Annotated in this window: 25 protein-coding genes; 8 read left to right on the top strand and 17 right to left on the bottom strand. The window is 60.1% G+C overall.

Annotated features, from left to right (window positions below; translation table 11 throughout):
* Positions 1 to 20 precede the first annotated feature (20 nt).
* From V2391_RS01150 to V2391_RS01080, 15 genes are all read right to left on the bottom strand, one after another.
* Positions 21 to 2,138, bottom strand: a complete 2,118-nt coding sequence (locus V2391_RS01150; RefSeq protein ID WP_329737918.1) for a molybdopterin-containing oxidoreductase family protein — start codon at positions 2,136 to 2,138, stop codon at positions 21 to 23.
* 122 nt (positions 2,139 to 2,260) lie between these two features.
* The gene (locus tag V2391_RS01145) at positions 2,261 to 3,100 is read right to left on the bottom strand and encodes a formate/nitrite transporter family protein (RefSeq protein ID WP_329737917.1); all 840 of its coding nucleotides are present in this window, start codon (positions 3,098 to 3,100) and stop codon (positions 2,261 to 2,263) included.
* 39 nt (positions 3,101 to 3,139) lie between these two features.
* Positions 3,140 to 3,643, bottom strand: a complete 504-nt coding sequence (gene hycI / locus V2391_RS01140; protein WP_196025392.1) for a hydrogenase maturation peptidase HycI — start codon at positions 3,641 to 3,643, stop codon at positions 3,140 to 3,142.
* Positions 3,643 to 4,224 carry a formate hydrogenlyase maturation HycH family protein gene (locus V2391_RS01135; protein ID WP_055286175.1) on the bottom strand — a complete coding sequence of 194 codons (582 nt, stop codon included), beginning with the start codon at positions 4,222 to 4,224 and terminating at the stop codon, positions 3,643 to 3,645. Before V2391_RS01135 ends, hycI begins: the two co-directional genes overlap by 1 nt.
* Entirely contained in the window at positions 4,225 to 5,007 is a 783-nt protein-coding gene (locus V2391_RS01130) for an NADH-quinone oxidoreductase subunit B family protein (RefSeq protein WP_260699786.1), read from the bottom strand.
* A gap of 2 nt (positions 5,008 to 5,009) precedes the next feature.
* Positions 5,010 to 5,726, bottom strand: a complete 717-nt coding sequence (locus tag V2391_RS01125; RefSeq protein ID WP_196022398.1) for a formate hydrogenlyase complex iron-sulfur subunit — start codon at positions 5,724 to 5,726, stop codon at positions 5,010 to 5,012.
* 1 nt (position 5,727) lies between these two features.
* The gene (locus tag V2391_RS01120) at positions 5,728 to 7,500 is read right to left on the bottom strand and encodes a hydrogenase large subunit (protein WP_271747422.1); all 1,773 of its coding nucleotides are present in this window, start codon (positions 7,498 to 7,500) and stop codon (positions 5,728 to 5,730) included.
* Between the two features lie 3 nt (positions 7,501 to 7,503).
* On the bottom strand, positions 7,504 to 9,063 hold the full coding sequence (locus V2391_RS01115) for a hydrogenase 4 subunit F (protein ID WP_329737916.1): 1,560 nt from the start codon (positions 9,061 to 9,063) through the stop codon (positions 7,504 to 7,506).
* Positions 9,064 to 9,066: 3 nt separating this feature from the next.
* Positions 9,067 to 9,720 (bottom strand): hydrogenase 4 membrane subunit, encoded by a 654-nt coding sequence (gene hyfE / locus V2391_RS01110; protein ID WP_022095199.1) that lies wholly within the window; start codon positions 9,718 to 9,720, stop codon positions 9,067 to 9,069.
* Positions 9,721 to 9,733: 13 nt separating this feature from the next.
* Positions 9,734 to 11,191 carry a hydrogenase 4 subunit D gene (locus tag V2391_RS01105; protein WP_329737915.1) on the bottom strand — a complete coding sequence of 486 codons (1,458 nt, stop codon included), beginning with the start codon at positions 11,189 to 11,191 and terminating at the stop codon, positions 9,734 to 9,736.
* A 15-nt stretch (positions 11,192 to 11,206) separates the two neighbouring features.
* On the bottom strand, positions 11,207 to 12,133 hold the full coding sequence (locus V2391_RS01100; RefSeq protein WP_217750438.1) for a respiratory chain complex I subunit 1 family protein: 927 nt from the start codon (positions 12,131 to 12,133) through the stop codon (positions 11,207 to 11,209).
* Between the two features lie 12 nt (positions 12,134 to 12,145).
* Positions 12,146 to 14,164 carry a hydrogenase 4 subunit B gene (gene hyfB / locus V2391_RS01095; protein WP_329737914.1) on the bottom strand — a complete coding sequence of 673 codons (2,019 nt, stop codon included), beginning with the start codon at positions 14,162 to 14,164 and terminating at the stop codon, positions 12,146 to 12,148.
* A complete protein-coding gene (locus tag V2391_RS01090) occupies positions 14,157 to 14,774 on the bottom strand; it encodes a 4Fe-4S dicluster domain-containing protein (protein WP_195503877.1) in 618 nt (205 codons plus the stop codon). Before V2391_RS01090 ends, hyfB begins: the two co-directional genes overlap by 8 nt.
* Before the next feature lie 78 nt (positions 14,775 to 14,852).
* Positions 14,853 to 17,075 (bottom strand): formate dehydrogenase subunit alpha, encoded by a 2,223-nt coding sequence (fdhF, locus tag V2391_RS01085; RefSeq protein ID WP_195503878.1) that lies wholly within the window; start codon positions 17,073 to 17,075, stop codon positions 14,853 to 14,855.
* A gap of 76 nt (positions 17,076 to 17,151) precedes the next feature.
* The gene (locus V2391_RS01080; RefSeq protein WP_022095206.1) at positions 17,152 to 17,670 is read right to left on the bottom strand and encodes a 4Fe-4S dicluster domain-containing protein; all 519 of its coding nucleotides are present in this window, start codon (positions 17,668 to 17,670) and stop codon (positions 17,152 to 17,154) included.
* Between the two features lie 427 nt (positions 17,671 to 18,097).
* On the opposite strand from V2391_RS01080, the gene V2391_RS01075 reads away from it, so the two are divergent.
* Together V2391_RS01075 and V2391_RS01070 are read left to right on the top strand one after the other, a co-directional pair.
* The gene (locus tag V2391_RS01075) at positions 18,098 to 18,421 is read left to right on the top strand and encodes a type II toxin-antitoxin system RelB/DinJ family antitoxin (RefSeq protein WP_158554596.1); all 324 of its coding nucleotides are present in this window, start codon (positions 18,098 to 18,100) and stop codon (positions 18,419 to 18,421) included.
* A complete protein-coding gene (locus tag V2391_RS01070; RefSeq protein WP_329737913.1) occupies positions 18,414 to 18,890 on the top strand; it encodes a PIN domain-containing protein in 477 nt (158 codons plus the stop codon). Before V2391_RS01075 ends, V2391_RS01070 begins: the two co-directional genes overlap by 8 nt.
* Before the next feature lie 141 nt (positions 18,891 to 19,031).
* Here V2391_RS01070 and V2391_RS01065 read toward each other — a convergent pair whose 3' ends face one another.
* On the bottom strand, positions 19,032 to 20,033 hold the full coding sequence (locus tag V2391_RS01065; RefSeq protein WP_117746399.1) for a hypothetical protein: 1,002 nt from the start codon (positions 20,031 to 20,033) through the stop codon (positions 19,032 to 19,034).
* 550 nt (positions 20,034 to 20,583) lie between these two features.
* Here V2391_RS01065 and V2391_RS01060 point away from each other — a divergent pair.
* From V2391_RS01060 to V2391_RS01035, 6 genes are all read left to right on the top strand, one after another.
* Positions 20,584 to 21,870, top strand: coding sequence for a site-specific integrase (locus V2391_RS01060; protein ID WP_329737912.1), 1,287 nt, complete (start codon positions 20,584 to 20,586; stop codon positions 21,868 to 21,870).
* Between the two features lie 12 nt (positions 21,871 to 21,882).
* Positions 21,883 to 22,119, top strand: a complete 237-nt coding sequence (locus V2391_RS01055; protein ID WP_329737911.1) for a hypothetical protein — start codon at positions 21,883 to 21,885, stop codon at positions 22,117 to 22,119.
* Positions 22,120 to 22,260: 141 nt separating this feature from the next.
* Positions 22,261 to 23,064, top strand: a complete 804-nt coding sequence (locus V2391_RS01050) for a hypothetical protein (protein ID WP_329737910.1) — start codon at positions 22,261 to 22,263, stop codon at positions 23,062 to 23,064.
* Positions 23,065 to 23,437: 373 nt separating this feature from the next.
* Positions 23,438 to 23,686 (top strand): helix-turn-helix domain-containing protein, encoded by a 249-nt coding sequence (locus V2391_RS01045; RefSeq protein ID WP_329737909.1) that lies wholly within the window; start codon positions 23,438 to 23,440, stop codon positions 23,684 to 23,686.
* Positions 23,679 to 24,329 (top strand): hypothetical protein, encoded by a 651-nt coding sequence (locus V2391_RS01040; protein ID WP_329737908.1) that lies wholly within the window; start codon positions 23,679 to 23,681, stop codon positions 24,327 to 24,329. The genes V2391_RS01045 and V2391_RS01040 overlap by 8 nt, the downstream gene beginning before the upstream one ends.
* Entirely contained in the window at positions 24,308 to 25,996 is a 1,689-nt protein-coding gene (locus V2391_RS01035) for a phage/plasmid primase, P4 family (protein WP_329737907.1), read from the top strand. The genes V2391_RS01040 and V2391_RS01035 overlap by 22 nt, the downstream gene beginning before the upstream one ends.
* A gap of 321 nt (positions 25,997 to 26,317) precedes the next feature.
* Here V2391_RS01035 and V2391_RS01030 read toward each other — a convergent pair whose 3' ends face one another.
* Entirely contained in the window at positions 26,318 to 26,623 is a 306-nt protein-coding gene (locus tag V2391_RS01030) for a hypothetical protein (protein WP_329737906.1), read from the bottom strand.
* Positions 26,624 to 26,811 lie beyond the last annotated feature (188 nt).

The raw sequence follows: 26,811 nt of genomic DNA, 5'->3' as shown, positions 1-26,811 counted from the left end.
GAATACATCAGCTGAGTCAATTACTCGTCATTATCCCCGCGCGCGACGATCTTTTCCACGCGAACGGCGTTTTCCTGGGTGAGCGCGGCACCCGTCAACGGGTCCCAGCGCAGCGGCGTGTGGTCGAGCGGCCCGACGCCCAGGGCTTGCCGGCCACCACCCTCAGCACCAAATGCGCGTCCGCCGGGAGCGGCCGAGGTGAAGATGCACGCCGGGTGCAGATGCGGCGTCGTCTCCACGCGCACGCGGTCGCGGCCCATATCGCTCACGAGCTCGACGATCTCGCCGTCGGCGATGCCCATGTGCGCAGCAGCATCGGCATTCATCTGCACGGCATCCAGGTCCGATCCAGCCTCGGCGGCACCTTGAGCCGCAAGCCTTCGCGAGGTGTGCGACTCAAAGGGACGGTTGCCACTAATGAGGCGAAACATCCCCGGGCCGGGCTCCACCATGGGCGCAATCCAGTTGGGCACACGACCCATGCCGGCACGCTCCCATACGTCACTTGCCAGCGCAATTTTGCCGCCATCCAAGGGAATCGCCGGCTCGCCCGTACGCGACGGCAGCGCCACGCCCGTGTCGGCCCAGCCGCGCTCCTTGAGCTCGTCCAGATCGATCCCAAAAGGCGCCACCTGGGCAGCCGTCAGATCGTCAGACGTAAACTGGAAATACTCGCCCACGCCACACGCCTGCGCCAGACCGGCAAAAATCTCCCGACCGGGACGTGTGCCGTCATGCTGCACGGGCAGCACGGCGTTGCGGTAGAACACGCGCGAATCGTTGACGCCCACGACTGTGCCCACACCGCGGTCGGCCTCCAGATACGTCACGTCGGGCAGCACGAAGTCAGAAGCACGCGCCGTCTCGGACCAACGAATATCAATCGTCACAAGCAAGTCGAGCTGCTGCAAAATACCCAACCAAGCCTGTGCATTGCCATAGCCCGCACCGGGGTTACTGGCATAGACGATGAGCCCACGCAAATCGCCGGCAAGAATCGACTGACCGATGGTCGTACACAGGCCGCGCACCGGATCGACCAGTGGATAGCGCTCGGACCCCAGCTTGGGCTCGCGCGGCACCGGCGGCGTCGCAAAGCGAGTGGGATCGAGGTCGCCCAGTGAAAGCGGTGTGGGCGGATTGAGCGCGCCACCCGCATGTCCAATACAGCCCAGCAGCACATCGACCAAGCAGATAGCGCGTGCGGTCTGGGTGCTATTGGCATACGCGATGCCGATGCCACCATGAAAACCCGCATCCACCACAGCGGCAGGCGCGGCGGCAGCGAGATCGCGCGCCGTGGCGACAATCTCTGCGGCTGGCACGTCGCACATCGACTCGGCCCACTCGGGCGTCCAAGCACGGGCCGCCTGCACCAGCTCGTCAAAACCCGTGGTATAGCGGTCCACAAACTCGTGGTCGTACAGGCCCTCGGCAATCAACACGTGGACAATACCCAACAGCAGCGCCAAGTCGCAGCCCGGACGCACGCGGAGCCAGCGATCGGCAATAGCGGCCGAACCACTGCGCCGGGGGTCAACCACGATGATTTTCGCCCCACGCCGGCGCGCGTCGTTGAGTGCATCGACCGACCCCATCGTCGACGAATCGACAATGGAACGCCCCAAATACATGATGCAATCGGTATGCGCCAGGTCGGAGGCGGGGCTGTAGCCCAGGCTGTGCTCCCAACCGGTGAGACGGCTTACCTCGCAGGCGCCATCGGCACCGTACACGTTGGGCGAACCCAGCGCATGCATAAGGCGATAGGCCCAGTAGCGGTCGAACGAGGGAACGCCGAGCGTCATGCCCAGCGCACGAGGCCCGCACTCGTCAACAATCCCCAAAAGACGCTCGGCAATCTGAGCAAACGCCTCGTCCCAGGTAATCGCATCAAACCCCGAGCCATCCCGGCGGCGTCGCATGGGGTGCACGATGCGGTCGCGCTCGTCAAACGGCATTGCCAGGCGATGCCGTCCGCGGGCGCACAGGGCGCGCGCCGCGCACGGATGCCCCGGCACCGGCAACTCAGCCACCACGCGACCGTCCTCAACGCGTGCCGCAAAGGCGCAATCGGCATAGCATCCCCCGCATGTGGTCACCACGGCGCGACCGTCACGCTTCACAGCAGATGCCATCTCGATTACCCCTTTCACAAGCCAAACACAACAGACCAACAGCCCGGGAACGAGCCCCAGGCCAAAAAAGCCTCCCGCACGGCAACGCCCCGCGGGAGGCCCAACGTCAAACAGGCGATACCTTACGCCTCGGACTTCTTGGCGTAGATAAACCAGTAGCCGAGCGCGACCAGAAGCGCGCCGCCCACGATGTTGCCCAACGTGGCGGCGGACAGGTTAAACGCAATGCCCGCGGCGTTGAGCGCATCGGCACCGGCGACGTCGGCACCGTAGCCGCACGCCTGCATCACGGCACCCATGGGCAAAAAGTACATGTTGGCAACGCAGTGCTCAAAACCGCAGGCCACAAAGGCGGCGATGGGCAGCAGAATGCCAACAACCTTATCGACCACGGTCTTGCCGGCGGTACCGATCCACACGGCCAGGCACACAAAGATGTTGCACAGGATGCCGCGGAAGAAGATCGTCACCCAGTCGATCGTCACCTTGCCGGCGGCGACGCTCACCATGGAATTGGCGACCGCCTCGCCGTTGAGCTTGTAAATGCCGGCCATGTACACCAAAAAGACGATGAACAGGGCACCGACAAAGTTACCGACCCATACGACGACCCAAGCCTTGAGCATCTGGACCAGGGTGATCTTTTTGCTCTTGAGTGCGCAGACCATAAGCGAATTGCCAGTAAACAGCTCGGCGCCGCACACCAGCACCAGCACCAGGCCCAGGCAAAAGCACAGGCCGCCCACGACGCGCTGGGCGCCCCAGCCCAGCGTGCTATCGCTCAAGAACACGGTAAAGAACAGGCCGCCGAAGGCAATGAACGCGCCGGCGAACATTGCCAACAGAAAGGCCTTTGCGACCGGCAGGTTGGCCTTGGTCACGCCGGCGGCCTCGGTCTTGGCCTCGATCGCGGCGGGCGCCAGGCAATCGGGAGCGGGATATTCTGCCTTGGAATCTGCCATGTCAATCACTTCTTTCCTAATCAGCAGGGACAAGCGCTCCTATTGCTCTTGTCCCAAGCGGACAAAGTGGGAAAAGTCGTTGGCGGCCACGGCGTCGTACACGGCGTCGACGGCGTCAAAGACCTCCGGGGACATAGGGTTGTAAAACTCCGTATCGCCCGGCTGAATCCCTATGAAGACGATATCTTCGCACGATTGCTCGATTTCCTCGATCAGAATCGACAAAGGGAGCGAATGCGTGGTGAACATCGACTTGCGGGCCACATCGCGCTTATCGAGCAGGCGGATAGACCCGACGGGCAGCGCCATGTCGGCGGCATCGACCAAGACCAGGCGAGGCGGACGCTCGCGCTTGACCTCGATGATGTCGTCCTCGGGCGTTTGGCCACCGTCGATGGTGTACCAACCGGCAATGGGCGCGTCCTCCATCTTTTTGGAGAGCACGGGGCCGGCGGCATCGTCGGCACGCAGCACGCTTCCCGCCGTGAGCACGATACCCGCAAACGGGGCGCCGTTCACACGTCCATCCACAACGCGACCCATTACTGCAACCTTCCCGTCAGGTACACACCCGACACATCGCGCACGCGCTCAACCAGATCGCGGAACTTCATCAGAAACGCGACCTGCTGGGCATGCAAGCCAAAGTCGTCGTCGAACACCGAGATGCCGGCCTTGGCCGAGCCGCGAAAACCGCGCTCGTCGAGCAGCGTGTCGCAGGCCTCGAGCAGCGACGGCACCGCCGCCTTGTCAAGCTGGCACTCGCCAAAGGAGCGGATGGCCTCGAACTTGGTCTTGGCCTCCCCCTCCGGCAGCGCATCGACGAGCGAATAGAAGACATCCACCGGCACCGACAGGCGCGGCTCAAAGCAATCGAGCACGCCGGTGTGGTGGCCCACGGCGAGCGTGTAGTACAGCACGTCGCAGGCCTCCTGGGGAACGTCTTCCTCGGTCTCCACAAACTTACGCGTGAGCTCATAGAAGACCACCTGGTCGGGCGCATGGCCCAGGCAGGGGTCGGCGACGCCCTCGGCGGCCTCGTCGCTTGCGCGCGAGGCATCGCCAAAGGAGCCGCCGAGCATACCGGGACCCGCAAAGTAACCAGAGCGGTCCGTGAGCTCCATCTAGTGACCTCCGGCCAGCACCAGATCCTGCAGCGCCGAGTAGACCTCAACGCGGCGCGGATCGTCCTGCTTGTCGATGAGCAGCGCCATGGCACCGCGGATATCACCCTTGGGCGCGCCCTCGAGCGTATCCATAAACTCGTTGGCCAGGTCGCGGCCGTAACGGTAGCCGCTCATGGCGCGAGCCTCGCGCTCGATGGCAACGCGCAGCTTGTACGGCACGCCGGGGTGCAGGATATCGGCCTGCTCGCCGGCGGCCTCCACCGTGGTCTCGGCATGGAGCTTTTGGTCCAGCAGACCGAGCGCCATGGCAAAGCCGTAGACGGTCTGCGCGGGGCTGGGCGGGCAGCCGGGGATGTAGACATCGACCGGCAGAATCTTATCCGTGCCGCCCCAGACGCAGTAGTTGTCGTAGAAGATGCCGCCGGTGCAGCCGCACGCGCCATAGGACACCACGATCTTGGGATCGGGTGCGGCCTCAAAGGCGCGCAGGGCCGGCATGCGCATGGCACGCGTCACGGCGCCGGTGTACAGCAGCACATCGGCGTGACGGGGCGAGGGCACGACCTTGATGCCAAAGCGCTCGACGTCAAAGACGGGCGTGATGGAACCGAAGATCTCGATCTCGCAGCCGTTGCAGCCGCCGCAGTCGACACGGTAGACGTACACCGAGCGCTTGATCTTCTTAAGAAGGGTCGCCTTGGCCTTCTCGATGCTCTCGTCGAGCTCGATCTTGGTCGGGCGGTACTGAAGCCGCTCGGGCAAAAGCGTGGGTTCGGCCATGGTTACTCCTCCTTCGTTTCAAAATCCATGATGATGCCCTCGACCGGCGCCGGACCGGCGGGAATCTCGGGCGCATCGGGGTTAAGCTCGCGGTCGATATACTCCGGGTTCACACCGTGGCCGCCCAGATACTCCATGCCGGGGCCCTGAGGCTCACCGGACGCAAGCGTCTCGTTGGCAGCCATGCCGTGCGCGTTGCCGGTCTTTACGGCCGAGGCGGCGCGCAGGGCGTCGAGCTCGCGTTTGCACTCCTGGCACATACCGACGGTGCGGGCGGCCTGCTCGGCCTCCATGCCGCCGGCCTTTTGCAGCAGGCGCTTGGCGTAGTCGATCTCCTTGTGCGGGGCAAACGGCTTGCCGCAACGCGAGCAATGCTCGAGCGTGTAGACGCTCTTGCTGGTGAGGTCGTCCTTGCTCATGACGGCCAGCTCAAACTCCTCGGTGAGCTTGATGGCCTCCATGGGGCAGGCTTCCTCGCAACGGCCGCAAAAGATGCAGCGACCGTAGTCGATCGACCAGGTAATGGTATCGGCCGCAAGGTCGGTGTCCATGCGAATGGCATCGGCCGGGCACGCCACGCCGCAGGCACCGCAGGCGATGCAGAGCTCGGCGTTGTGCTCGGGCTTGCCGCGCATGTCCTTGTTGGTGGGAAACGGCGCAAACGGGTACTTGACCGTCGCGTCGCCGGCCTTGGCGTTAACCTTCCAAAGCTTCAGCATATTAGAGCGCCTCCTCATCGAGCGGAGCGGCCATGGTGCCCTCGCCCGCAAGCGGCGACTTGTCGCGCCAGACGTTCTCGAACTGCTCCTTGTCGAGCACGTGGTCGCGCTTGGCGGCGACATCGGTCACCGTCACGCGGTCGGTGCAGGAGTAGCACGGGTCGAGCGAGCCGACGATCAGCGCAGCGTCGCCCACGGTGTTGCCGCGGAACATGTAGCGCAGGACCGGCCAGTTGCTGTACGTGGCCGCCTTGGCGCGCCAGCGGTAGCACTTCTGGTTATTGCCGAGCATGGCCCAGTGCACGTCCTCGCCGCGCGGAGCCTCGGTGGCGCCGATGGCGTACTTGTGCGGGGTGTACTCCCAATCCGTGGTGAGGATGGGACCCGACGGGCAGTTCTCGAGCATGGTCTCGATCATGTCGATCGAATCGTAGACCTCCTGGATGCGAACGGCGGTACGGCCGAAGGCATCGCAGGTATCGGCCGTAGCGGCGTGCATCTTTTGGATGTCCGGATCGGCGTAGCCGTCGAAGGGATGGTCAAAGCGCACGTCGCGGGCATAGCCCGAGCCACGCATGAGCGGGCCGACCGGCGAGAAGTCGCGTGCGATCTTGCGGTCCAAGATACCGATACCGCTCGTACGCTCAATAAAGTTGGGCGTGGAGAGCAAAACGTCGACGAGCTCCTGAACCTCGGAGCGCAGCTGGTGGATGGTCGTGAGCGTGGAGAGCTTCTGCTCGGCCAAAATGTCGCGACGCACGCCGCCGATCACGTTGAGGCCGTAGGTCTTGCGGTGACCGGAGAGCTTCTCGGCCAGGTCCATGGACTTCTCGCGGACGCGGAAGAACTGCTGGAAGCCCGAATCGAAGCCGGTGTAGTGCGATGCGAGGCCAATGTTGAGCAGATGCGAGTGCAGGCGCTCGACCTCGAGCATGATGGCGCGGATGTACTGGGCGCGCGGCGGGACATGAATGCCCTGGGCGCGCTCGACGGCCTCGGCATAGGCCACCGAGTGGGCACAGCCGCAGATGCCGCAGATGCGGTCGGCGAGGAACGTCACGGCGTCATAGTTCAGGCGCGTCTCGGCGACCTTCTCCATACCGCGGTGCACGTAGAACAGACGGTAGTCGGCGTCGACGATCGTCTCGCCCTCAACGAACAGACGGAAGTGGCCGGGCTCGTCGGAGGTAATGTGCAACGGGCCCATGGGGACGAGTGTGGTCTCCTTGCCCTTGGTATCGGCCAAGAACTCGTAGTTTTCCATGTCGCTCGCGGGAGCGGGACGGAAGCGGTAGTCCATGGAGTCCTTGCGCAGCGGGTACAGGCCGCTGGGCCAATCGTCGGGCAGCACCAGGCGGCGACGATCGGGCAGGCCCTCGGGAATCAGGCCGAACATGTCGCGAAGCTCGCGCTCGCCCCACACGCAGGCGGGGACGAACGGCGTCACGGACGGGAACGTCATCTTGGCGGGATCGACCTCGGTGCGCACGGTCACCCAGCCGGGGTCCTCCCCCTCCATGGAGATGACGTAGTACACGGCGTAGCGACCGCACAGACTGCGCTCGTCGTTGCCGACGATCACGGGAATCCAGCCGTAGCGCTCGTAATACAGGTAGTGGACGGCCTCGGGCAGCTTGTCCTGCTTGACGGTAATCGTCAGCTGGTCCTCGCACTGCCACTCGACCTTCTCGATGCAGCCCGGAACGGCGCGGCGCAGGGCCTCGACATGGCTCTCGCAGCGACGGGCATACACCTTGTTCTCAGTTTCAATCATTCGTTACTCCACCTCGCTCTGAGCGGTCTCGGTACCGAACACAGCGCGGTACATCGGCGTCGCGTGAAGTTCCTCAGTGCTTTGCTCGAGCACGATGCCGGTCGCGGTCTCCACACCGTGCACGAGAGGCAGCGGGGTGGCGATGCCAAACCACAAGATCATGACAGCCAGGATGATTTCGGGGATAAGCATGAGCGCCGGGGCCTCATGCTTATCCATGCCCTGGGGCGCATGGCCGAATACCGACTTGAGTGCGATGCGGGTGAGCGCGGAGATGGCCACGGTAAGACCGAGGGCAACCACGACGACCAGCCACATGGGACCGGCGGTAACACCGGCGACAAAGGTCAGGAACTCGGAGATAAACATGCCAAAGGGCGGGAAGGCACCAAGGCCGAGCAGCGCCAGGACGGCGAGCGCGGCGGTTGCGGGAGCAACCTCGACGACACCCTGGATCTTAGCCAGGCTACGCGTGCCAAAAGCGTGCTGGATGTTGCCGGACACGCAGAAAGCAAGCGTCTTGGTAAAGCCGTGGAACACGCAGTGCAGCAGGGCCGCGGCGATACCCAGCGGGCCACCGATACCCAGGCACAGGGCGATAACGCCCACGTTCTCCACAGACGAGTACGCAAAGCGGCGCTTGAGGTCGTCCTGGCGAAACATCGAAAGTGCCGCCACCAAAATGGACAGCGTGCCGACGATCAACGGCAAAAGTTGCGGATACTCGGCGCCCACGGCCTGGATGGTAAAGCCGTAGAAGCGCATGATCACAAGCATGGCGCACTTAAGCAGCACGCCCGAAAGCAGGGCCGAGACAGGGCTCGGGGCCTGGGAGTGGGCATCGGGCAGCCAAGTGTGCATGGGGAACAGGCCGGCCTTGGTGCCAAAGCCGATCACGATAAACGCAAAGGCGAGGCGCATGAGCGTCGGGTCGAACTGGTCGGCATACGGCAGCACGCACGACAGGAATGCGGCCTCGTGGGCGTTGGGAATCACGTCGGCGGCGTTGGCGTAGATCAGCAGCGTACCGAACAGGCCAAAGGCCACGCCGGCGGTGCAGACCATCGCATACTTCCAAGAAGCCTCGAGGGCCGTCTTGTTCTTGTAGATACCCACGAGGAACACGGTGGAAAGCGTGGTTGCCTCCACGGCGGCCCACGTGAGGATCATGTTGTTGGACAGGCACGCGAGCAGCATGGTGAACACAAACAGGCTAAACAGCGCAAAATACTGCTTGGCGCGCTCGGCGGGCATGGAGCCCTCCTCGATATCGGCCTTTACATAGGGCAGCGAGAACAGCCCCGTAAGAAAACCGATAAAGCCGATGAGCAGCACAAAGATGGCGCCCAGCGAATCGAGGTGGAACCACAGGCCAAAAGCGCTCGCGGTGTCGCCGCTCATAAGGACGTCACCGGCCGTCATAATCGACAGCACCAGGACGGCTGCGACGGAGACCAGGTTGAGACCGGCAAACACGTTATAGGACGTGTTCTTGGGCAAAAACGCCATGACGAGCGAGAACACCAAAGGAGTCGCGAGCAGGGCGAGAATCAACGTTTCCATGGACTACCCCCTCAGCTCGGACAGGTCGCGCGCATCGAGCGAGTGGGAGTCGTCCCAAATGCGACGCACGACGATGGACATGATGATGACGGCAAAGATGGCGTCGGTGGCGATACCGATCTCGATGATCTCGGGAGCGGTGGGGGCCAAAAGCGCGAGCGTCACATGGCTGCCGTTTTCCATAAGGCAGTATCCAAAGATCTGCTTCATGATGTTGCGCTGCGAGATGATGCAGGTGAGGCCCACAAAGAAGTGAGCGAAGCTAATAGCGAGCGCAGGCGTTGCGACCTCGGCCGTGGGCAGGCTGATCTGCGTCACGACGGCAAAGCAAATCGCGACCTCGACGGCGATGATGCAGATGGCCCACGCGGGCTTAAGGCCAGCCTTGAGCGATGCGTCGCTCGGCTCACCCATCTTCTTGTACGCACGGTTGAGGATATAAGGGACCAGGACGACCTTGGTGATAAAGGCAGATCCGGCCCACATAAGCAGCTCCTGCGCACCGGTAGTGGCACCGAGCGTAGCGAGCAGCCCCACGAGCACCAGCGACTGCACCGCATACCAGTTGATGGCATGTTTGATGTTTTTGGAGACGACCACCATGGTGGACGTGACGATCAGAAGGCCGCCAAGGATGTTGACGATCGAATAACCCATGTCGTTCTACCTCCTAACCGATCCAGCTGGCCGAAAGCGGGCCGCTGACGATGACCATGATGATGAGCACGATGAACACGAACGCCATCGCGCGGGGAAGCGGGGCACCCGCAGCGACCTCTTCGCTCGGCTCGCCGGGCAGGCAATAGCCCATCCACTTAAGGAACCATGCAAAGGTGGCGACGGTCTCGGCGACCATAATGCACACGAGCACCAGGATCGCGACGTTGCCGGCACCCACGGAAAAGCCGCCGGCGATGATCTGGAACTTCGAGAAGAACGTGTTCATGGGCGGCACGCCGGCAATGGCGAGCGCCGCGACACCAAAGCCCACGCCCGAGATCGGGTACTTCTTTACGATGCCGCGAAGCTTGGGCAGCATACGCGTGCCGAGCGTAAAGGAGAACGAACCGGCAATCAGGAAGAACAGCGTCTTGGCGAAAGCGTGGTTAAAGATGTGGCACACGGCGCCATCAAAGGCCAGCTGGCTGCCAAAGACCGAAAGGCCCAGACCAAAGAACACATAGGAGAGCTGGGCGATCGTGGAGAAGGCCAGCAGACGCTTCATGTCCTTTTGCGGCAGGTACATAAGGAAACCAAAGAGCATGGTGACCATGGCGTCGATAATGGCGACCCAGCCCAAGATCTCGGGAATCTCGCCGGCAGAGACGAGCGCGCGTGCGAACACGCACACGCCGACCTTGACCATCGAGGCACCATGCAGGTAGGCCGAAACAGGCGTCGGCGCTTCCATGGCCGAAGGCAGCCACATGTACATGGGGACCTGTGCGGACTTGGCCCAGGCCGCAAACAGCACGAGCAAAAGGACGATAGCCTTGAGCTTGGTGTCGAGGCCGGCAATCGCGGTGATGGCGAAGGTGCCGGTGTGGGCAAACACGATGGCGGCGCCCAGATACAGGCCGAGCGCACCGATATGCGTGATGATGAGGGCCTTCATGCCGGCCTTCTTGGCCGTAGGCGTCATGTAGTAGCTAATGAGGCCCCAAGAGCACGCACCCGTGATCTCAAAGAACACGAGCTGGCCCAAAAGGGTCGAGCTGTACACGAGGCCGGCCATGGCGCCGATAAAGGTCGCGAGGTACGCGTAGAAGCGACGACGCGGTGCGTCGGGATGCTCACGGTTATTCTCGCTCATATAGGGAATCGAATAGATCACGACAAGCAGGCCGATACCCACAAAGGCGGGCGCGAGCAGCGTGCTCATGCGATCGAAGGTGAATCCCATAACGAGGGTCTGCCCAAACGAGATCAGGGGGACCTGCGTGTCGGGCATGCCGGCGCCAGCGAAATTCGCGGCGAGGACGATGGTGCAGACCGTCGAGACGGCGGCACCCAAAACGCTGAACCACTTGGCGTACGGACGGGGGAACAGGGCGACGAGCACCGAAGCCACCATCGGGGCCGCGATAGCGACCAAGCCGAGAAGGGACAGACTGACTGCAAATGACATTGTTTCTCCCTTCTCCTACACGCCGACGACCACGAAGACAAACGCCAGAACGGCGATGCCCACGACGGCCCAGGTCTGATTGCCAAGCACCTTAAAACGCGAGCGCGAGCAGGAGTTCTCGATCACGCCGCATACGACAAAGTCGATCAGGCACTTCACCAGGAAGATGACCGCGCCCAGAACAGCAGCGGCGCCCACGGTCGCGGGCTCGCCCCAGGGGATGAAGATCGCGCAGAACCAGGCGACGACCAGGACCTGCTTCATGGACATGGCGAGCTTGGCCATCGCAAGCGACGGGCCGGAAAGCTCGGCGAGCGGACCCTCCTGAAGCTCTTGCTCGGCCTCGGCCTGATCAAACGGCAGCTTGCCGAGTTCCATGTAGCAAGCGATCGCAAAGGCGATGCCGGCGAGGATCACGGCGACCGGCGCGTCGATGGCGCCCGTCATGATGTGCTGACCCATGGTGGCGATGTCGGTGGAGCCGCACACCAGGGCGGCGGCAAACAGCGCCAGCAGCATGGACGGCTCGATGAGCACGCTCATGAGCAGCTCGCGAACGCCGCCGATACCGGCGTAGGCGTTGGACGAATCCACACCGCAGAGGGCGAAGAAGAAGCGGGCGAGCGCCAGGCTGTACATGATGGTGATAGCGTCACCAAAGACCGGGATGGGACTTTGCGCCGTAAAGAGCGGCAGGCCCATCGCGAGCATAAAGGCGACGGCGAAGAACAGCGGTGGCATAATGCGCAGCGCAAAGCTCGCGTCCTCGCTCTGGGACTCGGGGCGCGCAAAGAGCTTGGCCAGGTCGCGATAGTCCTGCATGATGCTGGGGCCGCGACGGTTGTGCATCTTGGCGCGGATCACGCGGCCGAGACCGGAGAAGAACGGCGCGACGGCCATAACGACCACGCCCTGCAGAACGGCAAGTACGATGTTGTTCATGCTCTCCCCTCCTTAACCCATTTGCACGGCGAGCACGAGGAACACCACGAGTGCCGCGACGATGTAGCAGATATAGATGCTGTAGTTGCCGCCTTCGAGCTTAGTCGCGAGGTCGGCGAGCTTCTCGACACCCTTATGCGGGGCATCGACGAGAACCTTGTCGGGTACGGGCTCCACAGCCTCGGCCACACCAGTGAGCTTCTGGAAGAAGTGCGCGATGGACCAGCAGACGGCCGTGCAGCGGTCGCGCAGCGTGTAGAGCGGCTGCATAAACCAGGACACCTCGGAGGCAAAGGTCGTGGCCACGACGGGCATATGCTCGTTGGGAGCATAACCGCATGCCCACGGCTGGGACTTCTGCACCTTGCCGACGGTCTTGAGCTTGCGATAACCGCAGGCAAGGCCGACGAGCGCCACGAGCGCAATGGCGATCGCGGGCGTGGAGGTGGCAGCGCCGGAGTACTGGTTCATGAGCTCCATGCCCTCGGCGGCAAACACGCCACCGTACGGATGCAGCACGGACGCGGCGACATCGACCAGCACGGGCGCGATCACGGGAGCGCCAATGCCCAGCACGACGCAGACGGCCGCGAGCAGGCCCTGTGCAAACACCATGGGGGCAGGAACCTCCTTGGCATTGGCCGCGGCCTCGGAGCGGGGCGCGGAGGCAAAGGAGACGCCATAGGCCTTGACGAAGCACGTGACGGCCAGTGCGCCGGTAATTGCGAGCGCGACGGCAGCGAACACGGCCACGATCATGACGGCCTTGTCGCCCTGCATGGCAGCGTTAAACAGCGACTGGTAGGTAAACCACTCGGACACAAATCCGTTGAAGGGCGGGATGGCCGAGATGGCAAGCGCGCCAATAAGGAAGCAGATGGCCGTTGCCGGCATACGACGGAACAGGCCGCCCATCTTCTCCATATTGCGCGTACCCGTGGAGTACAGCAGCGCACCGGCGCCCAAGAACAGCTCGCCCTTAAACATCGCGTGGTTAAACGTGTGGTAGAGGGCGGCCATCAGAGCCAGGACGGCGATGCCGACAGAGTTGAGCGCCATGGCGGCCATGGAAGCGCCGACGCCGAGCAGAATGATGCCGATGTTCTCGACAGAGTGATAGGCCAGCAGGCGCTTGATGTCATGCTCCTGCAGGGCGAAGGCCACGCCGAGGACCGACGAGATCGCACCGAAGACCATGACCATAAGGCCCCACCAGACCTGAACGCCCGAGGCGGAGAGCAGGTCGAGACCAACCTTGAGGATGCCGAAGATACCGATCTTGATCATGCCGCCGGACATGAGGGCAGACACGTTGGACGGCGCCTCGGGATGTGCCTTGGGCAGCCAGCCGTGCAGCGGGATGATACCGGCCTTGGCGCCAAAGCCAAAGAAGGCGAGCACGAAGCACACGGATGCGACCGCGGGGCTAAACTGCGTGGCGCGGAAATCCGCAAAGGCAAACGAGCCACCGGCGAAGTTGGTCATGGTGAGGAAGCTCGCCATGATGAGCACAAAGCCCACATGCGCGATCACAAAGTAGAGCCAACCGCCGTGGATGGAGTTCTCGTTCTCCTCGATCACGACCAGGAAGTACGAGGTCAGCGACATGAGCTCAAAGGCGACCAAGAACCAAAACACGTTGTCGGCGGTGATGACGAGCATCATGGACGCCACGAAGGTGTTAAAGAAGAAGCCGGCGCGGCCCTTTTTGCCCGGGTACTCATCAAAGTAGTTGAGACCGTAGATCGAACCGGAAAACGCGAGCACCGAGATGAGCGCCACGAACAGACCGGACAGCTGATTGAGCAGCAGCTGGAAATGGGCAAACGGGAAGAACACGATGGTGTCGACCGACGTGACATCGCCCAGCACGGCCTGGATACCAGCCACAAACGAAAGCACCGCGGCGACGGCGCCGATCAGGCAGCCGGCGGTCTTGGCGGCGTTATCGGCCTTAATCAGCAGAACCGAGGCGAGCGCACCGATGCACGAGACGGCAAGCGATGCGATAAACAGCGTCATGCTATCCATTGTTTACGCTCCCTTCTGCTTTCTCGGACAGACCCTGGGCCACAGCCGCCACGTCGACGGCAGGGCCGTTCTGAATCGAACGCAGGCGCTTGGCCTCGTCGAGTTCGCGATCTGCCGCGCCGCCCATGACGGTGAGCGCCTTGGTGGGGCAAGCCGCCACGCAGTGCGGACCCTCGGGGTCGAAGGCGCACAGGTCGCACTTGACGGCACAGGTGTACTGGCCGGGCGCCCACGTAAGCAGGCTGCTCAGGGACTTAGGGTACGAAGGCGTCGGGTCGCACATGCCTGCGACACCGGCAATAGACGTGCCGTCCGGATGGATGGCGCCGAAGGGGCACGCGATGGCGCACAGCCTGCACCCGATGCACTCCTGCTCCTTAACGTGGATGCGGTCGCCATCGTGCTCGATGGCGTTCACCGGGCAGACCTCGGCGCAAGGGGCACCCTCGCAATGGTGGCAGGCCAGGGCGGCCGAAATGCCGCCGGTCTTCACGAGCGCCAGACGCGGCGTGTCCTGAAGACCCTGCATCCGGTGGGCATCTGCACAGGCGGACTGGCATGTTCCGCAGCCGATGCACCTCTCCGGGTTGATATCGATGAAGCGGTTCATCCCCACTTCCTTTCAAAATAACGGGCCGGGCGTCCGATGCGCTTGGACGCCCGGCCCAAAAAGCCAACGAGAACGGGACTACACGATTTGGTTCACGTGCGTCTCGTCGTCGAACTTGGCGGCGCCGGGCTCAACATCCTGGGGAGCGGCTGCGTCCACCAGAGCCTGCTTGAGCTCGGTGTACTGACGCTCCACCTCGCCCTCGGCCCACACCTGGTCGGCGATGGCGTCGACCTGGCAGGCAGAGAACTTGTCCTCGGGCGTGTGCGAGACCGGGTCGACCTTGTGCATGGTCAGCTCGTTGCACTTGCCGATCCACCACTGGTAGGTCATGTAGACCGTGCCCTTGTTGATACGGTCGGACACGTCCGCGCGGCTGTAAACCTGGCCGCGGCGGCTGTGAATCGAGACGATGTCGCCGTTCTTGATGCCGCGGGCCTTCGCGTCCGCGGGATTCATGCGAACGAAGCCGGGCTCGTCGGCAAGCAGTGCCAGCGTCTTGCAGTTGCCGGTCATCGAACGGCAGCTATAGTGGCCGACCTCGCGGACGGTGCAAAGGATGAGCGGGTACTCATCGTCGGGAAGCTCGGAGGGCGCCTCCCAGTCGTGCGCCATCAGGTTGGCACGACCGTCCTTGGTAGTGAACTTGCCGCCCGCGAACATGTCGGGGGTGCCATGGTCGTTCACATCGGTGCTCTTGACGGGCCACTGTGCGTAGCCGCCCTCGGGAGCCATCTTCTCGTAGGTCGCGCCCACAAAGTTGGGGCACAGGCTAATGCACTCGTTCCAGATCTGCTCGGTGTTGTCGTAGTGCATGGGGTAGCCCATGCGCGTGGACAGGTCGGCAAAGATCTCCCAGTCGTGACGGCACTCGCCCTTGGGCGGAACAGCCGCGTCAAAGTGCTGGAAGCTACGGTCGGATGCGGTAAAGACACCCTCGTGCTCGCCCCAAGAGGTGGCAGGCAGGATGACGTCGGCGAGCATGGTCGTCTGCGTCATAAAGATGTCCTGGCAAATGAACAGATCCAGCTCGGAGAGCGTCTTACGCATACCGGCCGAATCGGGCTCGGTCTGCACCGGGTCCTCGCCGTAGTTGTAGAAGCAGTGCACCTTGCCCTCGTCGACCAGGTGACCCAGGTCGGTGAGCTTGTAGCCCTCCTCGAGAGGCAGCTTCTCCTCGGGCACGCCCCAGGCCTTGGCGAACTTGGCGCGCGCGGCCGGGTCGGTGACCTTTTGATAGCCAGGGTACAGGTTGGGCAGCATGCCCATATCGCAGGAGCCCTGGACGTTGTTCTGGCCACGCACGGGCGCGAGGCCGGAGTTGGGTTTGCCGATCTGGCCGGCAACGCAGGCGATGGAGGCGATGGTGTGCACCGTCTTCAGGTTCTGCTTCTGCTGGCATACGCCCATGCCCCAGCCAATGATGGCGGAAGGCTTCGCCGTGGCGTACATCTCGGCAGCTTGGTGGATCAACGCGGGCTCGACACCCGTGATGTCCTGTACGGATTCGGGAGTGTAGTTCTTGATGGTCTCCCACCACTCGTCAAAGCCGTTCGTGTGCTCGGCGACGAATTCCTTGTCGTAGAGGCCATCGTTGACCAAGCAGTTGGCAAAGGCGTTGAGGAACGCGACGTTGCAACCGTTCTTGATCGGAAGGTAGAGATCGGCGATACGCGCGGTTTCGATATGGCGCGGGTCGGCGACGATGATCTTGCAACCCTTTTCTTTGGCTCGCACGATACGCCTTGCGACGATGGGGTGCGAATCGGCAGGGTTATAGCCGAAGAGGAAAATGCAGCCCGCATCCTCCATACCGGGGATGGAGCATGACATGCAACCTGAACCAACCGTGTCCATCAGACCGAGGACAGTAGGGCCGTGTCAAGTACGGGCGCAGTTGTCTACGCTGTGGGTGCCGATGCACGCACGCGTAAACTTCTGCATGACGTAGTTCGCCTCATTGCCGCCGCCTCGCGAAGAGCCGGTGGTCATGACAGCGTTAGGACCATATTCGTCAATTATGGCCTGCATCTTAGATGCGGTGAAATCCAGCGCCTCGTCCCAGCTTACGCGCTCAAGATCCGCGCCCTTAGTGCGGCGGATCATCGGGTGCAGTACGCGAGGAGTCAAGATCTTGGTGTCGTTGATGAAGTCGTAGCCGCTCATGCCCTTAAGGCACAGCTCGCCCTGATTGGTGATGCCGTTGAGCGGTTCGGTACCCACGACCTGGCCGTTTTGGACCAGGAGGTTAAACTGGCAACCGGCGCCGCAGTACGGGCAGATCACTTTATGCTTCTCCATGACACCCTCCTTCCTTTCTCTGCTACCGAGTAATCGGTACGTATATGACAATCGTTGGGCTTGTATGGCCGCCCGTCTACGCCTCGTTTTCGATGGTGGCGCGGGCACGCTCGGCAGTCAGTTCTGCCAGGCGCTCCTCGTCTACCAGGGTGAGGCCCTTGGTCGGGCACGCCTCGGCACACGCCGGACCGCCGGGACGGTCCACGCACAGGTCGCACTTGAGCACGAAGCTCTTAGTCTGCGAACCCACGCGCACGTCGCCCATCAAGACGGGGACCTGCGTGGTCGCCACGCTCACGGCGCCAAAGGGGCATGCCATGACGCAGCTCTTGCAGCCGATGCAGTTGTCCTCGTTGACGCCGATGCGATGGTTCTTTGGATCAAAGAACAAGGCGCCCGTGGGGCAGGCCTTGGCGCACGGAGCGTCCTCGCAGTGGTGACATGCCACCGGCGCGGAAATCTCGTAGGTGCGCGTTACGCGCAAGCGAGGTGCGGCGATGTTGCCGGGAATATCGTGTGCCTCGATGCACGCCGCCATACAGGTTTGGCACCCAATGCAGCGTGAAGAATCAGCCACGACTCGTTTATTGCCCATGTTGTTCACTCCCTCCTGAATCCCATGCCGGAGAGACCCTGCCGACGTTGCCCCGGACCGCCCGTGGTCCGGCATCGGCGTATCGAGTGCATGCGGCGAAACAGGCACTTCGATAGAATTCCTCCAACGATATACAGGTTAAATATACGCAGTTGCAGGGGGCAAACTTGAGCATAGGCCCTGCAATACGGGTGTATTGCAGGGGTTTTGGCAGGTTGGAATTATTCTCTAGAAGCTATAAAGGTGAGTGTATTACATGCGTACGCCTCAGAGATTTTTACGCGCTCTCATTTTAGATGTACTACGCTTGTATTCAAGTTAATGGTTATTTACTTGAGCGAAATAAAGTAATCGTTATAAGATGCTCAAGTATCGGCACATGCCGCATTTGACCGACTATATTGCACGCTCATTAAGGGGGCCAGTGATGTCATCGACTCAAAAACGAGCCATCCTGCAGGTGCGCATTCGCGAGGAAGACAAGCAGCATGCCGAACATCTCTACGACGCCATGGGCACATCGCTCGCCGAGGCCGTCCGTCTATTTGTCGCGCAGAGCATTTTGATGCGCAAGCTCCCCTTTCAGCCGGTCGCCGTGCGCTCAAAGGACGGCACCGCCGCCTATGGATCGCTCAAAGCATACGGTGACCCCAATCGCCGCTCCGAGGAGCGCAATGCCTGGATTGAGTACCTCGCTACAGAAAGCGACGATTCGATTTTGGGTCCCGAGGAAGTAGATATCCATGAGTAGCACCATCATCGACGAGACCGTCATCCTTCGCTATCTGCTCGACGACGACGAGGTCCTGTCACCGCGCGCCGCCAAGGTCATCGCCACGCGCACCGCTCGTGTCTATCCCGAAATCATCACGCGCGTCGTGGTCACGCTGCGCGACGTCTATAAGGTTCCCCGCGTTGAGATTGCTGCGGCCATGAAAAGGCTGCTCGATGACGTCATGGTCGACGAGCCCACCGTTGTCGCCCTTGCCGTCAAGCTCTTTGGCAAGACCCATATGGACTTTACCGACTGCCTCCTCGCAGCCCGAACCGCCATCTACAACGATGATGTCGTGAGCTTTGGCAAGCCCATCATCCAAGGCATGATCGATTACCGCCGCAAGCGCCAAACCGCAGCCGAAACCCGCGACCGCGCCGCCGAAGCCCGCAGCCGAAGCACCGACTCCACCATCGACAAGCTCCGCCACCACGGTCGCCACTAACCGACAGACAACGGCATCGCCCGCCCCTCAGCCCCATCCCCTCCTAAGTTGCGGTGAAATACGGACTGTTTCATGCCTTTAAAGGCCTCAACAGTCCGCATTTCACCGCAACTTATTGAAGGTTGGCTGCAAATGATTTCACTATCGGGAGTCGGCGTAGGGTTTTGTTGTCGGAATGCCGCAACCGCGCATCATAGCGCCAAACTCTTCGACATCATATGTGTCCGAGAGTTTGAAATGAATGACGTTATGACCCATGGCGCGCAAGTTCGCATCGCGCAATAAGGCGGCTCGATAGGTTTTTGCCGCAGCATGTTCCAAATCTTTTTGAGTTTCGTCCTCAAACTTACCCAAACCATGAAGCTCTGCCAACATCCATGACCCATCTGGCATCTGCCAACCATAATCTGCCAGATAATAGCCGGCGCTTCCTGGCCGAGCAATCTCAACCTGAAGCTCAGGCGCAGCGACGCCAGCAAGGATCATTGCCGCTCGCGCCTCGGACTCTCCCCCGTTATCCGACCTTCCGTCCATATACTCGAACACGCCAAACGCACGGGAGATGCCATGCAAACCGCGGCAATTGGTCTGCGCATACGCACGCAGCTCCTCGCGGTCGACATCATACTCGCGAGCCAATCCATCGACGTAGCCAAGCGCATACCGAAATGCACTCGTGCGGGCAATATCGACCACCGTCCGATAGGGGTCTGTCAGCGTAAACGGGCCGAGCCGCCATACCTCACCCGGGCGCCATCGACGATACTCAACGAACTCATATGTATCGCGCCTGGAAGATCTCGGCAACAACATCTGAACGGCATTAAGCAGCGAGTAAGCGGAGCCGATACCGTACAGCAGTGCCGCCGTTGAACCGCAGAAAATGGCATCCGGCTCGACGGCCGCAATAGCAGATGCAAGCTGGAAAATGCGGGCTTCCACGTCAAGGTGGTTCCAATAAACAGGATCGGCGTACACATGGTTATAGAGTCGAATTAAAAGTTCTTCTTGCATAAGCTCACGCGCGCGCCGCTCATCCCAAGGATCAATCGTTATCAATAGCTGCTCGTCATGATGAATCCCGAGAGTGGAAAACAGCATCTTGGCATATGACTGCGGAAAATGTTTGCCTTTATCGAGCATGGCCAACCCCATAACCATCACGGCGGAGAGAATACCATTACGCTATCGTATGCTTCCGTCCGCAGGCCTTGCCAAAAGCTGACCAAAAACTTGACGTCGCAGGTCAGAGCTTCAGAAAATATTTCCACTCTCGGTAGACGGTCGCTACGACCCTCCCAACGGCATCAAAATCCAACCTTACAAATAGTTGCGGTGAAATACGGACTACATGGGCCATAAAAGCCGAAAACAGTCCGTATTTCACCGCAACTTAGGTGGGGCGTGGGGCGGCATCGATTCCCGTCACCCGTACACTTACGAAAACGGCTCTGATTCCCAAAAGGAACCAGAGCCATTCATCTATCCTATGGAGCGGGCGACGGGAATCGAACCCGCGTCATCAGCTTGGAAGTGTTGCGACTATTCGTACCAAGCCGTCTACCTGCGCAAACACGGACGCTCTACCTGCTGTTTCTCTGTCTATTGCGTCTAAAAAGTCTATGTTTTATAGTTCAGTCAACGCAAGTTGTGTCATATGTGTGTCATGCGTTGTGTCATGAGAGGAGACACCATGTGTGGGCTGTTACCTGCTGAAACGTATTACGGATACGCTCTGAAACAGTACGAAACCAAGGACAAGAGCGGAACAATCACGGGTTATAAGTGGCGTGCCGTCTACTATTACAAGGACGGGAGCGGAAAGCGCCACCAAAAGAACGTCACCCTAAAGACCGAAGGGCGCGACAAGGGGCGCTCTAAGCAGGTCGAAAAAGCGGCGAACCAAGAAGCAGAAGCAATCCGCCAACAGCTCAACGAACAGGCTGTCAAAGACCCCCACAGCGGCGAGACGGTAGCCGAGTATTTCGGGAAGTACGTGGAGGAACGCGCAAACAGCATCGAGCGTTCATCAGCCAACGAGCTAAGGCGCATACTCAAAAGCTATATAGCGCCCAGTATCGGGACTATCGAGCTGGACGCACTGACCCCCGATGATGTGGCGGCATGGGTTACGAAACTCAGCAAGAAGTATTCACCGTCCACGGTGAAGAAGTGCCTAACCAACCTGCGCTCAGCCATGCGGCAGGCGGTAGACCGCGACAGGCTCGTTAAAGACCCCACGCGCGGCGTAAAGAACCCCAAACAGGCACATAGGAACCCCAACGCCCTCGATGCTAAGGGACGTGCCAAGGTTGCGCAATTCATCGCCCTAGACCCCGCAAAGCCGCTAAACGTTGGGTTTGCCCTAGCAATGTATATGGGTTTGCGTGAGGGCGAGATATGCGGCTTAACGTGGAAGTGCGTGGACTTGACCGAAGGAACCGTTAGCATCGAGCGCACCATAGGGCGTGACGGCTCCAAGTGGTACGTAAAGGAACCCAAGACGGGCGGCAGCAGGCGCGAACTGTACACACCCTCTATCATCGCCGACATGCTCACGGCGCGCCTAACCAACGTCAAAGCCGAGTGCCTAGCGTTGGGCGTTCCGTTCGATGAAAACATGTACGTGACGGGCGGCGCTGACGGCTCGTTTATGCAACCCCACTATCTTTCGCATAGGTGGAGGATTGCGGCTGACGCTCTGGAGCTAATCGGTACGGTGGGAACACGCCCAACATTCCACGACCTGCGCCATACGTTCGCAACGGCAGCGGTTACGGCAGGCGAGGACATTAAAACCGTGGCGAGCATGTTGGGGCACGCCAACGCGGCTATGACGCTGAACGTATACGCGAGCGCCGACAGAGAAGCCAAGAAGCGCGGAGCAGTGAGGGTTGAGCAAGCGTACATGGCAGACGTTGCCCAGCACGCTAAGGACGGCTCAGTTATCGAGTTCGGCAAGACTGGAACAGAGAACTAGGTAGGGAGCATCATGGATAGCAAGGCGGCAGGCGCTACCACGTGGGTTCTGGACGATACCGAGATGAAAGAGCTACGGGGTTCCCTGCACAGCTTGGAGACGATAGCCGTTCTTCTTGGAGGGTTTAACAGCAGCACAGCGCCCGAAGGGCTTATGTTCGATATAGCGGAGCTGATAGACGGGGAGCTAAGGCGCGTCAGAGAAGCGATAGACAGCGCAACGCCGAGAGCCAAGCAGGATATAGAATAGATAACGCAAAGGGGCGTTCGGGGAAAGGAAACCGAGCGCCCCATTACTTAAGAACAACCCCCGCGCGAGGTATTGGAAAAGAGCGGGGATGTATGACCCCATTGTACTCCACCGCGCGGACATGGGTTTAGGGGTGGACGAATGGCACGCTATACCCGCGATGGGATGCACGCACTAACCGAGCGCTTCAAAGCCGAGTACCGCGAAAAGGCGGCAAGGGAGGACGCGCGGAAAGATAAGAGCTATCCTCTACCCAACACGCCCGAGTATATCGAGCGATACCACGCGGCGCTGAAAGCCATCGGCATAGAGAGCGGCAAGGCGCTTGGGGACTATTTCGGGCTGGGACGCACGCAGGGCGCGGAGCTTTACAAAGACCCCTCGAAGCTCACGGCAGAGAGGGCGCAGCGCCTTTGGCTGAAAGTGGAAAACCCCTACTTGGACAAGGAGAGCAAATACCGATTCATGACGGAGAGCGGCGCGTATGACTATTCCGAGATTGAAGCGGCACGGAACGAGTTAGCAGACCTATCGAACGCATACAGCGCTTTAAACCCGAACCAGTTACCAGACGGCTACGCCGAAGCCCTCCAAGAGGAATATCGGCTCAGGGCACTAACGGAGGGATACGGGGCGCTGACCGATGGGCAGAGGGAAACCCTGCTGTCCATCATGGGCGATATGCTTAGGGCTAACGGCAGCGAGCGCGGGGCGCTGGTAGCCGACAGCCTAGAGCGGACAAGCAACGGCAGAAGAGCGACTAGCAACGAGTTGTCGGGCATGGTGGCAAGTTGGCGGGGCTTATCGTTAGCGGAGCTGAAAGACCGAGGCGGCGATGTGGTGTACGTATACGAGACGGGCGAGTACGGGGAGCAGATACCCTTGAACGGCAGCAGCGCAGCTGACACGGTGCTAAGGGAATACGCGGGCATATCGGAGGAATAGACCCCATACAGCGCAGAGAAGATAGCAGGAACTGTGGAATTTGCTTGTTCCCGAAAAATAGTTTTCAAGAGGGCGTGTTCGGTTCATTTCGCAAAAAGGCGAGATTAGACCGAACGCGCCTTTTTCTGTTTAGGCTCCCATAGGTTTCCATAGGTTTCCATAGCGCTCCATAGACCTCCATCGTTCAAAGCTCTGTTCGCCCGATTTTGCCAAAACGTGCGAAACGACCGAACAGAGCCAAGTCTCAGAGCGCATTTTCCCAGTTAATCATGTCCGTTTCTTTGTCTATATTCCAAGTTGTCTAGACGCAACTAACAGAAGCCGAGGGCGCTGGACGCGGCTCCATCGGCGCACACCCGAAGGGATAAGGGCAATGAAAACGCTCACAAAGGGAATCAGCGATACCGAACTAATCACGGCTGCAATCGAGGGCAACGCGCCCGTAGTGGACGCAAACACGGCGGCGGCTATCTTGGCTTGCTCCCCGCGCACCATCTGCCGCATGTGCGAGCAGGGCAAGTTGAAGTCGGCGAAAGTCATGGGTATGTGGCGTATCAACAAGGCGGCTCTGTTCGAGTTGGCGGGTATGCCCATCACGGCAGGGGCTACCGACCATGAGTGACGCGGAGCTGTACGGGGTCGCATACTTTCACGGGGAGAGGATAGCGACATACGGCGAGGACGATGGAACCGACCGTGCAACGCTCGACCTACAGACCCCTGTTCTTCTAGACCCCACCAGACACAGCAGCAAGCCCACAGGCGGCGAGGTGGCGGCTATCAGCAGGCGAATTATCCAACCCAGCCACCTATACCGCCCGAATGTTGAGACGCTAGCAAAAGCCATTTCGTGCGGCTATACGGTATGCGGCGGCATATGCGTTGGCAAGCGCTCCCCTAATTGCTGGAAGTCGCAACAGCTGTGGTGCATAGACATAGACAATGACGCGGCAACAAAGGAGCGGGGTTACGACCCCTTGCCCTACACAGAAGCCGTGCTAAGGGCGTTCAGGGCTAACCTGCCTTTGGTCATTAGCTATCTGACTTTCAGCAGCAGTCCAGACCCCTACTGCCCAGCCGATAGCGAGCGATACAGGCTCATGTTCAGACGCAGCACGGAGACGAACGACCCAGAAGAAGCGGCGGCGTTCGGCGCGGCGTTGTTGGCAACATACCCAGAAGCTGACCAATCCACCGCGCAATCAAACAGACTGTTTTTCGGAACCGACAAGGAGGTCTTAGCTTGGAACCGACCACTGGTTTAGAGCCGACCCATAGCCCCAACTACCAAGGATACAAACTGCCCGAGCGTATTTCAGAGGGCGAACGCAACCAACAACTTTATTCCTATGCCAGCCATCTTCAAGCCAAAATGTATAGCGATGAGGACATAGAACGGATGGTAAGGCAGGCGAACGCCGAGAGGTGCGACCCGCTTTTGTCAGAAAACGAAGTCGAAAAGATAATTAAGAACGCAACGAAATACCCCAAGGGGAGAGACCCCGAATACGAACGCAAAAACGGGAGCGTCACCCAATGCACGGCAAGCGCTATCACCGTGCCCGATTTCATCAGTGACATTACGGTTTCAGAGCAATTCGCTAAGACTTATAGCGGCGTTCTACGATGGGTGCCAGAAGTGAGGGGCTTCTACTACTATGACGGCACGCGATGGATTGATGGTAGGGCGGGCAGCAATGAACGAGCCGAGCGCCTTATGCAAGAGTTTGTTAAACAATTTGGAATCGCAATTGCAAGCTTGGGTGAAGGAGAGAACCGTACGAAGAAAATGAAGGCGTTCCTCAAATACAACAACGTAAGCACATATAGGAGCCTTCTATACGGTGCGCGAATACGGATGGTAACGGGCATCAACGAGTTCGACAGGGACAGTAAGCTGTTCAACTGCCGAAACGTCACAGTCGAGTTCGGCAAGACCATTAAGACCCATCCACACACGCCCGATGACCTTATTACCAAGGTGGCGAATTGCGATTACGACCCCAACGCCAGCTATGCGGATTGGCAAAAGCACCTAGAGCGCACCTTCGAAGGATACGAAGAGGCCATACCGTTCTTTCAGGGATGTGTCGGGCTTGCGGCGGCTGGAGACACAGACGAAGACCGTTTCTATATCGCTATCGGTCAGACCAGAACGGGCAAGAGCACGACAATCAACGCGGTTAAAAACGTCTTCGGAGATTACGGCACGAGCGCAGAAGCGGCAACGTTCACGGCGGGCAGAAGAAACGGGGCGAGCGCTTCGCCAGATTATATGGCGCTGAAAGGCGCAAGGTTCGTTGACGTGCCAGAGCTGAACGAAGGAATGACGCTCGATGCGGCTTTCATCAAACGAATAACGGGCGGCGATACGATTAAGGCGCGACCGCTGAACGGAAAGCAGGTCGAATTTCGCCCCAACTGCACCGTGTTTATGAACACAAACCATAAGCCGCGTATCAACGATTCAACGATATTCGATTCTGGGCGTTGCGTCATACTGCCCTTCTATAACAGGCTGAAAGAGGAAGAGCGCGACAAGAAGCTAGAAGAGAAGATGATGGGATCGGAATATGCAAGCGGGGTTCTGAACTGGATAATAGCGGGATATATCAGGGCTGCAAACTTTGGTCTAGCCGTACCCGAAACCTGTTTAAGAATCACCAAAGAGTATGCAATGGAAGAGGACATAATCGGTGCGTTCCTCGATGAGTGCTGCATAGCAGACGATAACGCAGTATCGGACGGTGCCGATATCTATCAGGGCTATCAGACATGGTGCAAGGTGAGCGGAATAGACCCCAAGCCTAGACCCACGTTTTACAAAAAGCTACGCGACCGAGGATACCGAAAGGACACAGGCAGGGTTGGAAACAAGGTCGTTCGCAGCCGCATAAAAGGGCTAAGACTGGGAACCGACCAGCAATGTTGACACTGTTGACGCTTTGACCCCTGTTTTTATATCCCTTTATATATCTCTTATTTCTTTATATAGAAGTTAAAACAGGTATAAGTCGTCAACGCAATAGACATTTCCGCAGGTAGACAGCCGTTTTTGATGTTGACGCTTTTTCAGTTCAAGCCCGACCAAAAGCCCTATCGCGCCCTCGCAAAACAAGCGGGGGCGTTTTTTATGGCGGCGGCTCGCAGAAAAAAGACCCCATACTGACACACAGAAGGGGTCTAAAAGCTGCGGAGCGCGGCAGTCACGAATAGGAGCTATCGCCTACCTAGCGCGCAAGCCGCGTAGGGTTCAATCGGTCGCGGGTTCGTCGTACAGGTCCATACCGTCTAGCAGCTCATCAAGGCCGTCGGCTACGCGCCTGCACGTCTCGCGCCATCGACGTGGGGCGTTCGTCGCTAGGTCCCTGAAAGCGTTGGCGTCTGACCTCAGTTGGGCCGTTGCCGCTAGGACCTCTTTCCCGTGGGGAGCTACGTACTCGACGAGGATACCGTCCCTATAGGCCGCCGTCCGGCATTTCCCACCGCAGTACAGCGACGTTCGGCGCTTGGCCTTGTACAGTTGCCCGCAGTATGCGCACCTTTTCACTATGGCCATGAGGCCTCCAATCCATGCGGTTACAAGACGCTTGGATGGTATGGCCGCGTTCCCCCGCCGCGTCACAATCGCGTTACAGGCCGCCCGTTTGTAAGGGAATTAGCGTTTCATGAAACGGTAAAGCGATAGCCCGTTTTGGGGTACTTTGTAAGGGAATTAGCGTCGCGGCGACGGTAAAACCCGACGCC

It is taken from the genome of Collinsella sp. CM84Y_54 (genome assembly GCF_036317945.1).
Classification (GTDB): Bacteria; Actinomycetota; Coriobacteriia; order Coriobacteriales; family Coriobacteriaceae; genus Collinsella.
Note: the sequence above shows the minus strand (reverse complement) of the source record. Positions and strands in the feature narration are given on the sequence as shown.

Coding starts and splice junctions, on each gene's coding strand:
- V2391_RS01030 (WP_329737906.1), bottom strand. CDS start 26,623: ATGGCCATAGTGAAAAGGTGCGCATACTGCGGGCAACTGTACAAGGCC.
- V2391_RS01130 (WP_260699786.1), bottom strand. CDS start 5,007: ATGGCCGAACCCACGCTTTTGCCCGAGCGGCTTCAGTACCGCCCGACC.
- V2391_RS01050 (WP_329737910.1), top strand. CDS start 22,261: ATGGCACGCTATACCCGCGATGGGATGCACGCACTAACCGAGCGCTTC.
- V2391_RS01045 (WP_329737909.1), top strand. CDS start 23,438: ATGAAAACGCTCACAAAGGGAATCAGCGATACCGAACTAATCACGGCT.
- V2391_RS01065 (WP_117746399.1), bottom strand. CDS start 20,033: ATGCTCGATAAAGGCAAACATTTTCCGCAGTCATATGCCAAGATGCTG.
- hycI (WP_196025392.1), bottom strand. CDS start 3,643: ATGGGTCGCGTTGTGGATGGACGTGTGAACGGCGCCCCGTTTGCGGGT.
- V2391_RS01040 (WP_329737908.1), top strand. CDS start 23,679: ATGAGTGACGCGGAGCTGTACGGGGTCGCATACTTTCACGGGGAGAGG.
- V2391_RS01135 (WP_055286175.1), bottom strand. CDS start 4,224: ATGGAGCTCACGGACCGCTCTGGTTACTTTGCGGGTCCCGGTATGCTC.
- hyfE (WP_022095199.1), bottom strand. CDS start 9,720: ATGGGTTATTCGATCGTCAACATCCTTGGCGGCCTTCTGATCGTCACG.
- V2391_RS01055 (WP_329737911.1), top strand. CDS start 21,883: ATGGATAGCAAGGCGGCAGGCGCTACCACGTGGGTTCTGGACGATACC.
- V2391_RS01125 (WP_196022398.1), bottom strand. CDS start 5,726: ATGCTGAAGCTTTGGAAGGTTAACGCCAAGGCCGGCGACGCGACGGTC.
- V2391_RS01070 (WP_329737913.1), top strand. CDS start 18,414: ATGAGTAGCACCATCATCGACGAGACCGTCATCCTTCGCTATCTGCTC.
- hyfB (WP_329737914.1), bottom strand. CDS start 14,164: ATGGATAGCATGACGCTGTTTATCGCATCGCTTGCCGTCTCGTGCATC.
- V2391_RS01100 (WP_217750438.1), bottom strand. CDS start 12,133: ATGAACAACATCGTACTTGCCGTTCTGCAGGGCGTGGTCGTTATGGCC.
- V2391_RS01145 (WP_329737917.1), bottom strand. CDS start 3,100: ATGGCAGATTCCAAGGCAGAATATCCCGCTCCCGATTGCCTGGCGCCC.
- V2391_RS01105 (WP_329737915.1), bottom strand. CDS start 11,191: ATGTCATTTGCAGTCAGTCTGTCCCTTCTCGGCTTGGTCGCTATCGCG.
- V2391_RS01060 (WP_329737912.1), top strand. CDS start 20,584: ATGTGTGGGCTGTTACCTGCTGAAACGTATTACGGATACGCTCTGAAA.
- V2391_RS01120 (WP_271747422.1), bottom strand. CDS start 7,500: ATGATTGAAACTGAGAACAAGGTGTATGCCCGTCGCTGCGAGAGCCAT.
- V2391_RS01150 (WP_329737918.1), bottom strand. CDS start 2,138: ATGGCATCTGCTGTGAAGCGTGACGGTCGCGCCGTGGTGACCACATGC.
- V2391_RS01080 (WP_022095206.1), bottom strand. CDS start 17,670: ATGGGCAATAAACGAGTCGTGGCTGATTCTTCACGCTGCATTGGGTGC.
- V2391_RS01075 (WP_158554596.1), top strand. CDS start 18,098: ATGTCATCGACTCAAAAACGAGCCATCCTGCAGGTGCGCATTCGCGAG.
- V2391_RS01115 (WP_329737916.1), bottom strand. CDS start 9,063: ATGGAAACGTTGATTCTCGCCCTGCTCGCGACTCCTTTGGTGTTCTCG.
- V2391_RS01090 (WP_195503877.1), bottom strand. CDS start 14,774: ATGAACCGCTTCATCGATATCAACCCGGAGAGGTGCATCGGCTGCGGA.